General features: G+C 62.4%; 2 protein-coding genes. Both read left to right on the top strand.

Going from position 1 to position 14,334, the window contains the following annotated elements:
• Window positions 1–434: 434 nt before the first annotated feature.
• Complete coding sequence (locus OXR61_RS15860; RefSeq protein ID WP_267412369.1) at window positions 435–1,130, top strand: EAL domain-containing protein; 696 nt, start codon at window positions 435–437, stop codon at window positions 1,128–1,130.
• A gap of 200 nt (window positions 1,131–1,330) precedes the next feature.
• Window positions 1,331–14,314 carry an Ig-like domain-containing protein gene (locus OXR61_RS15855; RefSeq protein ID WP_031279467.1) on the top strand — a complete coding sequence of 4,328 codons (12,984 nt, stop codon included), beginning with the start codon at window positions 1,331–1,333 and terminating at the stop codon, window positions 14,312–14,314.
• Window positions 14,315–14,334 lie beyond the last annotated feature (20 nt).

Below are 14,334 nucleotides of genomic sequence, written 5' to 3'. Positions count from 1 at the left end.
ATAAAAATTTAAGCATAAGGCGTTAGGTGAGCGCTGTGCAGGCTGTCGGTTTTTTTGACGCTTTCTGGAATCCCGCTTTAAGCAGTACATTATCTCATATTAAGGACAAAGCCAGAATTTATACCAATGACGTATAATTTATTGCTTATTAATCAAATGAGTATGGATTTTATTTTTTGTCAGGGCCGATAAGCAAAAATCCAGATCCTAAGAATTATCTGATCTTTATGTGAAACATGCAGTGAAAATGAAGCTTTATTGATTGGTTTAAACGATTAAAGTTCATGCTGTTGTTCACTGAAATCTATTTTTCAAAATGTAAGTTGTAAGTTAACCTTCAGTTAAGGTGTTAAGTTTTATCGATGTTTCCCTTACGAATCACATGAGAAAAGCTGACGGTTTAACGCGCTATCAGCCAGTGTAAGGATCGTAAAATGCGCTGCAAATCCGACTACATTCTGATGCTGGAGCCGGTTCACGCTATTTCCGGTGAAGTGGTGGCATGGGAATTGTTGACGCGTTTCGCAGATGATGCAGATACCAATAATAAGCGTAACCCTGACAGGGATGCAGGGTTCTTCAGTTGGCTTTCTGCTGACGAAAAATGGCAGTTATTCCTCCACCAGGTCGAAAAACTTATTCAGCTTTACCATGCGGGGTTTGAGCAGGTCATCAGCGTTAATGTAGACAGAGATATTGTTTCAGGCATTTTTAAAGATGCTGAAATACAAAGAAAACTGGCCGCGCTGACGCGATTACGGCTGGAAATCTCTGCCTTCTTCACCGCACGCTTTAATAGCGCCGACCTGTTGATCCTGAAAGGCGTAGCCAAAATCACGCCGGCCCCGTTATGGCTCGATGACTTTGGTCCGGGTTATTCCAACCTGACCATGCTCGATAGCGGAATATTCGACATCGTCAAGATTGATAAAAAATTTTTTTGGCAATTTGGCGAAGATCGCACTTTCGACATTCTGCTCGACCACCTCAATCAATTATGTCGCGGCGTGATTATTGAGGGCGTTGAACATCAACGTCAGGTTGATTTGCTGTCGCAAAAATCAATTTACGGCATGCAAGGCTACCACTGGAAGAGCGTCTATCTCACTGATTTGTTGGCGCAAGTCTGAAAAGAGTTCGGCAGAGCTATTTTTCGCACGGGCGGCAAATAACGACTCAGCGCGTTTTCACTGTGCCTCTGGCAGATGAAACCGGCCTGGAGAGGATGTGAGTAATTCATTGAATTATTCGCGAAGAATACCGGTGTCTGGCGATACCGGGCGTTTTTATGGATGCCATTAAGCTTATAACTGCGCGGGATATCGATAAAATGAACAATATCTCTGTAACGCCTAAAGGCGGAACGATTGCTACTGAAGTGAGCGGTAATCAGGTTAATTTGACTGCTCCCAGTGTGGTTAAGCTCAACCTTAATCAGGCTGATATTAAGTCTTTCACACGCAATGGTAGTGATTTAGTGGTCACCACTAAATCCGGTGAAGTCGTTGTTATTCATAAATTCTACGATGCTAACGGCGACAGCGATCTGGTGCTGCAGGACGACAAAGGCGCGCTGTGGTGGGTGGAAGATCCCGGCACAGAAGGCTTCCAGTTTGTCTCTATCGACAGCACGGAAGGGCTGTTAGCGGAAAACGTCACGGGTGACGGAACACTGACCGCCTTTGGTATCGCCGGCGCCGCGCTGGCCGGTATCGGTGCGCTGATCGCCGGTAACAACGGCGGTGGCGGCGGCGGCGGTGGGGATAACGGCGGCGGCGACAATGGCGGCGGCGGTGATACCACGGCACCGGCGGCAGTCAGCGATCTGCTGATCACGGATAACGCGGGCAGCGTGCAGGGCGCTATCACGGGCGGCACCAGCACCGATGACAACACGCCTACGCTAAGCGGCACGGCCGAAGCGGGGACCATTGTCAGTATTTACGACGGCACCACGCTGCTGGGTACGGTCACCGTCGGTGCCGATGGCCGCTGGAGCTTCACGACACCCGCTCTGGGTGAAGGGCAGCACAGCCTGACGGTTACCGTTACCGATGCTGCCGGCAACACCAGTCCGGCCACCAGCCCGGTTGATTTCACTGTCGATACGCAGCCACCGGCAGTGGCCACGGACGTGTCCCTGACCAACAACAGCGGCGGCAGCACCACGCCGGTACCAAACGGATCGAGCAGCGATGACAACACGCCGACCCTGAGCGGCCGCGGTGAAGCGGGCGCTGTGGTCAGCGTTTACGATGGTCAGACGCTGCTCGGCACGGCGCTGGTGGGCGCGAACGGCAACTGGAGTTTTACCACGCCAGCGCTGAGCAATGGCAGCCACAGCCTGACCGTGACGCTGACGGACGCTGCCGGCAACGTCAGCGCTGCGTCCTCGCCGTTTGTGGTGACGATTCAGGCGGGCCTGCCGTCAACCAGCAGTTCGCTGCAAATTACCGACGATAGCGATGCTACGCTGCGCACGCTGAGCGATGGCGCCAGCACCAAAGACAGCACGCCGGTGCTGAGCGGCCTGGCGAGCGCTAACGCCGTCATCACGCTGTACAACGGCACCACGCTGCTGGGCAGTACTATTGCCGACGGCAGCGGTCAGTGGCGCTTCACTCCCGCCACGCTGGCAGATGGTACTTACGCGTTCCGCGCGGTTGCCACCGACGCCGCCGGTAACGTCACCACCTCCGTCACCCTGACGGTCACCATCGATACCGTGGCGCCCGGTGCGGCAGGCGATCTGCTGCTGACCGGCGACAGCAATGGCACGGTGACGCCGGTTGCCGCCGGCGGCAGCAGCAATGACAACACGCTGGTGCTGAGCGGCACGGCAGAGGCCGGCAGCACCGTTACGGTACGCGATGGCAACGTCGTGCTCGGCACGGCTATTGTCGGCAGTAACGGCAGCTGGAGCTTCACCACGCCAGCGCTCAGCGACGGCAATCACAGCCTGACTACCACGGTAACCGACAGCGCCGGCAACACCGGTCCGGCGTCAGCGGCTATCGTGGTCACCGTCGATACCACCGCACCGGCGGCGATCGGCGATCTGCAGGTGATCGACAACGTGGGTGCCAGCCAGGGCCCGCTGACGTCGGGCGCTACCACCGATGACAACACACCTACCCTGAGCGGCAGCGGCGAAGCCGGTGCGCTGATCAGCATTTACGACGGCAGCACGCTCCTGGGCAATACCCTTGTCGGGGCCAACGGCAGCTGGAGCTTTACCACGCCCGCGCTCAGCAACGGCAGCCACAGCCTGACCGTTACGCAAACTGATGCGGCGGGCAACGTCAGCAGCGCGACCGCGGAATTTGTGGTCAATGTGGACGCTGCGCTGCCGCCCGCCAGCGCCAGCATTGAGCTGGTGGGCGACAGCGGCAATACCCTCGTCTCACTGCAAAACGGCGCCGTCACCAATGACGACAGCCCGACCCTCGCCGGCCTGACCCGGGCGGGCAGCCTCGTCCGCATCTTTGACGGCGGCGATCTGCTCGGCAGCACCACCGCCGACGGCAATGGGCAGTGGAGCTTTGCCCTGAGCAACCTGAGTGAGGGCGGCCACGCGTTCAGCGCCACCATTACCGACGTTGACGGCAATGTGATTAACACCGTCACTCTGAACATTACGGTTGATACCACGCCACCGGCGGCAGCCAGCGATCTGGCACTGCTGAACGATGCCGGCAGTACCGCACAGCCGGTGACGGGCGGCAGCGCGATCAACGATGCGACACCGCTGCTGAGCGGCACGGCGGAAGCCGGCAGTATTGTCACGATTCGCGATGGCAACACCGTTCTCGGCAGCGTCAGCGTGGGCAGTAACGGCAGCTGGAGCTTCACCACGCCAGCGCTGGGCGAGGGCAATCACAGCCTGAGCACCACGGTGACCGATGCCGCCGGCAACGTCAGCCCGGCATCAACGCCGATCGCCTTTAGCGTTGACACCACCGCGCCTGCCGCCGTCAGCGGCCTGCAGGTGACGGATAACGCGGGCAGCGCCACCGGCGCGCTGGCTTCCGGCCAGACCACCGACGATCGCACACCAACCCTGAGCGGTTCGGCAGAAGCGGGCGCGGTGGTGCGTATCTATGACGGCACCACGCTGCTCGGTAGCGTTACCGCCGGCAGCAACGGCAGCTGGAGCTTTACGCCAGATGCGCTCACCAACGGGCAGCACAGCCTGACCACCACGGTGACTGACGCGGCCGGCAACGTCAGTCCGGCATCGCCGGTGTTCACGGTCAACATTGAGGCGGGCGTGCCGGCCACCAGCAGCCTGCTGATTGTCACCGATGATAACGGCAGCACACTGGTCGAACTGGCCAATAACGACAGCACCACCGACAGCACGCCGATTCTCAGTGGCCAGGCCGGGGCGGGCGATCTCGTCACCCTGTACAACGGCAGCACGGTTTTGGGCAGCGTTGTCGCGGGCAGCAACGGACAGTGGAGCTTCACGCCAGCGGCGCTGGCCGACGGCACCTACGCATTCCGCGCCATCGCCGATAACGGCAGCGGCACGGTGACGGATTCGCCGGTAATCACCATCACCATCGACACCGTCGCGCCCGCGGCACCGACAGGCATCCAGCTGACCAACGATGACGGCGATCCGCTGGGCACAGGCAGCACTAACGTCTCTGCGCCAACCCTGAGCGGCAGCGGCGAAGCTGGCGGTGTGGTGATTATCTCCGATGGCGGTACGGTGATTGGCAGCACCACGGTGGGCAACGATGGCAACTGGAGCTTCACCACGCCGCCCCTCAGCGATGGCAGCCATAGCCTGACCAGCACCGTGACCGATGCGGCCGGCAACACCGGACCGGCGTCAACACCGGTAACCGTCACCGTCGATACGCAGGCACCGGCGGCGGCAGGCAATCTGCAGCTCAGCAATGGCGACGGCACACCGGTTGCCGCGGGCGGCAGCACTAATGACACCACGCCAACCCTGAGCGGTACCGCTGAACCCGGTAGCACGGTGACCGTCAGCGACGGCGATACGGTGCTGGGCACGGCGACGGCAGGCAGCGACGGCAGCTGGAGCTTCACCCCGACCGATCCGCTGAGCGAAGGGCAGCACAACCTGACGTCCACCGTTACCGACACGGCGGGCAATACCGGGCCGGGCAGTACGGCGGTGATTGTCATCGTCGATACCAGCGCCCCTGCCGTGGCCAGCGAGCTGCTGCTCAGCAACGACCAGAGCGGCACACCGGTGCCGGTCAGCAATGGCCTCACCAATGACACCACGCCGGTGTTGAGTGGCCGCGCGGAACCGGGCAGCACCGTAACCATTTCCGATGGCGATACGGTACTGGGCACCGCCACCGTCGGTAACGACGGCAGCTGGAGCTTCACCGCACCGGTGCTGGCAGCGGGCGACCATAGCCTGACGGCGACGGTGACCGATACCGCTGGCAATACCAGCGAACCCTCGGCCGCCCTCAGCTTTACCATCGATACCACCACGCCAGCCGCGCCGGGCAATGTGCAGCTCAGTGATGATCAGAGCGGCACGCCTGTGCTGATCACCAGCGGTGCCACTAACGACACCACGCCGGTCCTGAGCGGCAGCGGCACCGCCGGCAGCACCATCACCGTCTCGGATGGCAATACCGTGCTGGGCACCACCACGGTCAACGACGACGGCAGCTGGAGCTTCACGCCAGCCACTGCGCTGGGCGAGGGGCAGCACAGCCTGACGGCGACCGAAACCAGTCCGGCTGGCAATACCAGCGCACCTTCTGCTCCGCTGGAGGTGAACATCGATCTCACCGATCCGGCGCCCGCCGCAGACTTGCTGCTGGTTAACGATCAGGGCGCAACGCCGCTGCCGATCGCGGCGGATGGCGTCACTAATGACACCACGCCGTTGTTCAGCGGCAGCGCGGAGCCGGGCAGCCTCGTCGCGATTTACGACAATGGCAGCGTGATTGGCTCGGCGCAGGCCGATGCAAACGGCAACTGGAGCTTCACGCCGGATCCGGCACTGGAGGCGGGCACGCATAGCCTGACCACCATTGTCACCGACACGGCGGGCAACAGCGGGCCGGCGTCTGATGCGTTTGATTTCACTATCGATCTCACCGCACCGTCTGCCGCCGCTGATGTCGTGCTGAACAACGATAACGGCGAGACGCTGCAGCCGATTAACAGCGGCACCGCGACCAACGACACCACGCCGCAGCTGAGCGGCACCGCCGATGCCGGCAGCACCGTCACCATCCTCGATGGCAACACGGTGCTGGGCAGCGTGCTGGTGGGTGCCGGTGGCACATGGACCTATGCGGTACCGACGCTGAGCCAGGGCGAACATAGCCTGACCACGACGGTTACCAGCCCGGCGGGCAACGTTAGCGCACCGTCCGCGGCAATTGATTTTACCGTGGATACCACGGCACCGGCCGAGCCGACCGGCCTGCTGCTGGTGAACGATGAGGTTGATCCGGCCGTACCGGTGGCCTCTGGCGGGGCGACCAACGACACCACACCGGTGTTGAGCGGTAGCGCCGAGCCTGACAGCGTGGTGATCGTGCGCGACAACGGCGTGATCATCGGCTCGGCTAACGCCGGCAATGACGGCAGCTGGCGCTTCACGCCTGATACCGCCCTGGAAGCGGGCAGTCACAGCCTGACGGCCAGCGTCACCGATCCGGCAGGCAACGTCGGGCCGGAGTCCGCGCCGTACACCTTCACCGTTGATCTCACGCCACCAGCAGCGCCAGTGGATGTGGTGCTGAGCAATAACGACGGCAGCACGCTGGTGGCGATAGCCGCCAATGGCGCGACCAACGACACCACGCCGCAGCTCTCCGGCAGCGCCACGGCGGGCAGTATCATCACTGTCTACGATGGCGACAGCACGACGCCGATCGGTTCTGTGACCGTGGGCGCCGATGGCAGCTGGCAGTTTGTTACCGGTACGCTGGACGAGGGCGATCACAGCCTGACGGTAACGGTGACTGATGCGGCGGGTAACGTCAGCGATCCTTCCGCGCCGATTAGCTTTACCGTGGATACCACGGCGCCGGACGCGGTCGTCGATCTGCTGCTGGTGAACAACAATGTCGATCCGGCCACGCCAATCACCTCAGGCAGCAACACCAATGACAGCACGCCGCTGCTCAGCGGAACGGCAGAGCCGAACAGCACCATCATCGTCTATGACGGACAGACGCCTATCGGCACGGCGACGGCAGGTAACGACGGCGCATGGACCTTCTCACCTGAACTGACCGATGGCTCGCACAGCCTCAGCGTGACGGTCACCGACGTCGCCGGCAATGTCAGCGCACCGAGCGCCAGTGTGGCGATCACCGTCGATACCGTAGCACCGTCGGCGGTCACCCAGTTGAGCGTCGCCAGCGACAATGGCAACGGCGATCCGGTCACCATCCCGAACGGCGGCTTAACCAGTGACAACACGCCGGTGCTGAGCGGCAGCGGCGATCCGGGCAGCCTGATTGTGATTACCTCGCAGAACGGTCCGGTGGGCAGCGTCACTGTGGGCAGCAGCGGCAGCTGGAGCTTCACGCCGGCCAGCGCGCTGAGTGACGGCAGCTACACCTTAACCGTTGTGGCGCGCGACGCGGCGGGCAACGTCAGCGCGCCGGTCACGGCACAGCTGGTGATTGACGCCACCGCACCGGATCAGGTGACGGAAATCAGTCTCTCCAATGACAACGGCAGTGCGCTGGTGGATATTCCGTCGGGATCGACCACCAGCGATACCACGCCGCTGCTGGCGGGCGTTGCTGAGCCGGGCAGCACGGTGAACATTCTGGATAATGGCGCGCCGATTGGTACGGCGATTGCGGGCAGTGACGGCGCGTGGAGTTTCAACGTGCCAACCCTCACCAACACGTCGCACAGCCTGACGGTGACAGTCACCGATGCGGCCGGTAACACCGGACCGGCGTCGGCACCGATTACCTTTACCGTGGATAACCAGGCTCCGGCCCAGGCCACGCTGGAAGTGAATAACGACAACGGTACCGATCTGGTACTGGTGCCCGATGGCACCTTTACCAATGACAACACGCCACGCCTGAGCGGTACGGCGGAGGCTGACAGCCTGGTGACCATTTACGATGGCAATGTGGTGCTGGGTTCGACCACCGCCAATGCGGCCGGCGAATGGGTGTTCCTGTCGCCCGTGCTCACCGATGGTCAGCACACCCTGACGGCCACGGTGACGGACAGCCTCGGCAACGTCAGTGCGCCGTCTTCCAGCTTCACCGTTCAGGTTGATGCCACGCCGCCGCAGCCGGTCAGCGCCGTGCTGCTGCAGAATGACAACGATCCGGATAACCTTGTCACCATCGCCAATGGTGGCGCCACCAACGACAACACGCCACTGCTGAGCGGCAGCGGTGAGGCGGGTGGTCTCGTCAACGTGTACAACGGCAACGTGCTGGTGGGGTCGGCGACGGTGGACAGCGAAGGCAACTGGAGCCTGAATACGTCGCCGCTGGATAACGGCAGCTACACGCTGACGGTCGTCGTCAGTGACAACGCGGGTAACGTCAGCGACCCGGTGAGCATTGGCGTGACGGTTAACACCGTCGGGCCGGATCCGGTGCTGTCGTTTGAGGTCAACGCCAACAACGGTCCGACCGCACTGCCGCTGGTGGATGGCAGCTTTACCAACGACACCACGCCGGTACTGAGCGGAACGGCGCAGGCCGGTGCCATCATCAATCTGCTGCAGGACGATACGGTGATTGGCTCGGTGGTCGCCGATGCCAATGGCGTATGGCGCTTTGAAACCAGCGCGCTGCAGGATGGCAGCTACGCCTTCTCGGTGCAGGTGGTGGATGCCGCTGGCAACGTCAGCGAACCGGCGGGGCCGGTGAATATCACCGTCGATACGCTGGTGCCAGACGCGGTTCCTGACCTGGTGGTCGCCGATAACGTGGGCGGCACGACGGGCCCGCTGGATGACGGCGCGTCGACCGATGACAACACGCCAACCCTGAGCGGCACGGCAGAAGCCGGCAGCACGGTGAACATCTACGATGGCACCACGCTGCTGGGCACTGCGCTGACCGGCTCTGGCGGTGCCTGGAGCTTTACGACCGCGGCGCTCAACAACGGACCTCACAGCTTCACCGTGACCGTCACCGATGCGGCGGGCAACGTCAGTACGGCGACGCCGGCGTTCAGCCTTAACGTGCAGGCCGATCTGCCGCCAGCCACCTCGACGCTGCAAATCACTGACGACACGGGCACGACGCTGGTGACGCTGGCAGACGGTGCGGTAACCCGCGACACCACGCCAACGCTCAGCGGCTCTGCCTTAGCCGATCAAACCATACGTATCTATAACGGCATTACGGGTGAGGTAATCACCAGCGTTACGGCGGATGCTAACGGCCAGTGGAGCTATACGCCGACACTGGCTGAAGGCAGCTACGCATACTACATTACCGCGCAAAACCCTGGCGGTGATGAGGGGACGCCATCGGCTACCCTCGGCTTCACCGTGGATATCACCGCGCCGGCGGTGGCCGCTGATGTGGTGATCAGCAACGATCGCAGCGGCACGGCGGTGCCGATTAGCGACGGCAGCGTCATCAATGACAACACGCCGGTACTCAGTGGCAGCGCCGAAGTGGGCAGCCTGGTCACAGTGTACGATGGCAACACCGCTATCGCGTCGGTGGTGGTGGGCGCAGGGGGAAGCTGGACGCTGACCACGCCTGCATTGAGCGAAGGGACGCACGCGCTGAGCGTGGGCGTCAGCGATGCGGCGGGGAACAGCAGTGCTCTCACCGCGGCGCTTAACTTCACTGTGGACAGCATCGCACCGAACGCTTCGACGCTGGTCATCACCAACGATGATACCGCGCAGCCGGTGCTCAACGGCGGCTACAGCAGCGATGCCACGCCAACCCTGAGCGGCGTAGCGGAAGCGGGCAGCACGGTCACCATCCTGAATAATGGTGATGTGCTGACCACGCTGACCGTGCCGTCCGGCGGCAACTGGAGCTACACGCCAGCGACAGCGCTGAGTGAAGGATCGCACACCCTGAGCGTTTCGGTGACCGATGCGGCGGGCAACGTCAGCACCAGCACCAGCGCGACGGTGATCGTTGATACCCTGGCGCCGGACGATCTGACGCTGACGGCCAGCAACAACAACGGCAGCACGCCGGTGACGATTGCTGACGGCGGTACCACTAATGACAACACGCCGCTGTTACGCGGTGTGGCAGAGGCGGGCAGCGTGGTGACGATTCGCCTCGATGGCGATGTGGTGGCCTCGCTGACGGTCGGCAGTAGCGGTAACTGGAGTTACACCTCTGCGGCACTGAGCGACGGCAGCCATACCTTCAGCGTCACGGAAACAGACGCGGCGGGTAACACCGGCGAGGCGCTCAGCGTGACGCTGATCGTTGATGCGACGCCACCGCTGGTGGCCACCAACCTGACCATCACTAACGATGTTACCGGCGTCAGCATACCGGCTGGCGGCGCGACTAACGATACCACGCCAACGCTGAGCGGCAGCGCCGAGGCCAACACCACGGTTAGCGTTTATGACGGCAATACGCTGCTCGGCACGGCGCTCGTGAACGGCAGCGGCGCGTGGAGCTTTGTCTCGCCGACGCTGGGTAACGGCGCGCATGCGCTGAGCGTGGCGGTCACCGATGCGGCGGGCAATACCGGCCCGCGCACCACGCCGGTGACTATCACCGTCGATACCGTTGCGCCGGGCGCGGCCACGCTGGTGGTCACCAACGACGTCAGCGGCAGCGTCATCCCGAATGGCGGCGTGACCAGTGATAGCACGCCGGTGCTGAGCGGCCGGGCGGAGGCGGGCAGCATCGTCACCGTACTGGATGGCACCACGCTGGTCGGTTCCGCGCTGGTGGGCAGTGACGGCAACTGGACACTGACGCCAGCCGCGGCGCTGAGCGAAACGCTCCATACGCTCAACGTCACGGTCACCGATGCGGCCGGTAACGTCAGTGCCACCACCAGCGCCACGCTGGTGATCGACACCACGCCGCCGGTGGCTATCACCGGGCTGGCAGCGGTGAACAACAACGGCAGCACGCCGGTGGCGATTGCGGCGGGTGGCGTCACCAATGACAGCACGCCACGCCTGAGCGGTACGGCGGAAGCCAACAGCATCGTGACCATCCGCGATGGTGATACGGTGCTGGGTTCGGTAACCGCCGCCAGCAACGGCAGCTGGAGCTTCGTCACCGGCACCCTGTCTGACGGTTTACACACCTTCAGCGTGACGGCCACCGATGCGGCCGGCAATACCGGTCCCGCAGCGTCCCTTGCGCTGACCGTCGACACCGCGCCGCCGCTGGCGGCAACCGGACTGACGCTGACCAACGACGTCACCGGTGTGGCTATCGTTAATAACGGAGTCACCAACGACAGCACGCCGACGCTGCAGGGCACGGCGGAAGCGAACGCGATTGTCACGGTTTACGATGGCAACACGCTGCTCGGAACGGTGCAGGCTAACGCCAGCGGCAGCTGGAGCTTCGTCTCGCCGACGCTGAGTAATGCCGCCCACGCGCTGAGCGTGACGGTGACCGACAGCGCGGGCAACGTCAGCCCCCGTTCTGAGGTGATTAACCTCACCGTGGATACGGTGGCGCCAGCGAACACCAGTCTCACCATTATTAATGATGCGACCGGTGCCACCATTGTTAACGGCGGTGCGACCAACGACACCACGCCAACGCTGCGCGGCAGCGTCAGCGCGGCGGAGGCCGGGGCACGCGTCACCATTCTGGACAACGGTCTGGCACTGGGTACGGCGATTGTGCAGGCGGACGGTAGCTGGAGCTTCACGCCTCTGACGGCGCTTAGCGCCGGGCCGCACCCGATCACGGTGACGGTAACGGATGCCGCAGGTAACGTCAGCGGCACCACCGCGGCCACGGTGATCATCGATACCACGGCACCGGCGGCCATCACCAATCTGCTGGCGCTCAACAACAACGGCAGCACGGCGGTGACCATTCCGAATAATGGCGTCACCAACGATAGCACGCCGCTGCTGAGCGGCAACGGCGAGGCGGGCGCGCGCATCACGGTGTACGACGGCACCACATTGCTGGGCACCACCACGGTGGGCAGCAACGGCAGCTGGAGCTTCGTGGTGGGTAACGCGCTGAGTAACGGCAGCCACACGCTGAACGTGACGCAGACCGATCCGGCGGGCAACGTCAGCCCGCAGGTGTCGACCACGCTGATCGTCGATACCGTGGTGCCGGTTGCCAGTACGCTGACCATCATTGATGACATCAGCGGTACGCCGGTGACGCTGGCGAACGGCGCCTTTACGCGCGATACCACGCCAACGCTGCGCGGCACCACGGAAGCGGGTGCCGTGGTCACCATCTACGACGGTGCCAGCGCCATTGGTTCTGTGACCGCGGGTAGTGATGGCAGCTGGAGCTTCACCACCGCCACGCTGGCGAACGGCGCGCACACGCTGAGCACCACGGTGACCGATGCGGCGGGTAACGTCAGCACCGGCAACATCACGGCGACGGTAAATGTGGATACCCTGCCTCCGGCGGCGGTAAGCGGGCTGGCGATCAACAGCGCCGGTACCCTCGTCACCGGTAGCGGTGAAGTCGGGGCCACGGTGACGGTGCGCGATGCCAGCGGCAACGCGCTCGGCACCACCACGGTCGGCAGCGGCGGCAACTGGTCGGTGACGCTCACCACCGCGCAGATCACCGGTGCGCCGCTCTCGGTGATCCAGACGGATCGCGCCGGTAACGTCTCGCCGGGGGCCTCGCTGACCGGTGCGATTCGCATCGTGGCGACCAACGACAGCAACGAGGTGGATTACACCAGCACGCAGGCAACGGTGAACAACGGTACGGTCAGCTCGTCGCACACCGCGCTGCTGACCGTGGGGCTGGGTACGGTGCTCAATGCCAGCGTACTGAACAACGGTAATGCTTACCTGTTCAGCGTGGGTAACGATGACAGCCGTACCGTGACGCTCAACGGTTCGGTGACCAGTCTCGGCGTGGCCGCCAACTATTCGTTAAACCTGTACGAACAGCAGGCGAACGGCTCGTGGCAGTTGATCAGTATCAAGACCAACTACATTAACGCGCTGCTGACGATCGGTACGCTGAAAGGGGCAAACGTCACCTATACCGGACTGGGGACCGGCAACTATGCGGTGGTGGTGGCAGCCACCACCAACATTAGCGTGTTGCCAACCACCACGGTAAGCACGGTGTCGGATTTCACCACGCTGGCGGTCACCACCGCCGCGACGGTCACCGGTAACCTGCTGACCAACGACACCAGCTCGATCGCCGGGACGATTCCGTCCGGCACAGCGGTGGCGTCGGTGGGCAGCAGCGCGGTGGCGTCCAGCGGCAATACGGTGATCAACACCACCTACGGTACGCTGACCATTGATGCTAAGGGTAACTACACTTACACGCTGAAGGCCGGGCTGGATATCGATACCCTGCCATCCGCAGACACCTTCACCTACTCGGTGCGGGATGCCAGCGGTGCAGTGACCTCGGCGACGCTGACGGTGACGCTGCATAACGGTGCGGCCACCGCGCTGTTCGCCACCACCAGTCTGGCGGCGGAAACCACCACCAGCAGCGAGCATGATGCCAGCGGCAGCATCTGGGGAGACAGCAACGTCAGCCACAGCGGCACGCTGAGCATCCTCAATGAGCACGGCGATCTCACCACCGTGAGCAGCGTGGGCAGCACGGCGGTGGCCGGGGACTTTGGTGTACTGACCATCGCCGCCAACGGTAGCTATACCTATACCCTGAACGCGGATGTGAATATCCAGAACATCACGCATAAGGAGGTGTTTACCTACACCCTGGTGTCGTCCGACGGCACCATCACCAGCAACACCTTTACCATTGAGCTTCACCCGACCATCACGGGCAGCGCCGCGGCTGACAGCCTAACCAGCAGCGCCTACGACGACACCATTACCAGCGGTGCCGGCGCAGATACGCTGGTTTACCACCTGCTGAGCAGCGCAGATGCCACCGGCGGCAACGGTCACGACACCTGGACCGACTTCAGCGTCGCGCAGGGTGACAAGATCGACGTCAGCAGTCTGCTGATCGGCTGGAATGATTCCACCAGTAATATCAATGACTTTGTGAAAGTGGATCATACCGCGGACGGCAATACGGTGTTGTCGATTGACCGTGACGGCAGCGGCACGGGGTACAGCAGTACGCAGCTGATTACCCTGGAAGGCGTAAACGTCTCACTGGAGGAGTTGCTGCAGCAACCGCATCAAAACCACACGGCTTAGTGGGTGTAACGCAGGGAAGC

Source organism: Pantoea sp. GM_Pan_4, from assembly GCF_026541005.1.
Taxonomy (GTDB): domain Bacteria; phylum Pseudomonadota; class Gammaproteobacteria; order Enterobacterales; family Enterobacteriaceae; genus Pantoea; species Pantoea dispersa.
This window is presented reverse-complemented; position numbering and strand designations above follow the sequence as displayed.

Bases quoted from the DNA above. Each gene is read 5' to 3' on its own strand.
- OXR61_RS15860 (WP_267412369.1), top strand. From the start codon at position 435: ATGCGCTGCAAATCCGACTACATTCTGATGCTGGAGCCGGTTCACGCT.
- OXR61_RS15855 (WP_031279467.1), top strand. From the start codon at position 1,331: ATGAACAATATCTCTGTAACGCCTAAAGGCGGAACGATTGCTACTGAA.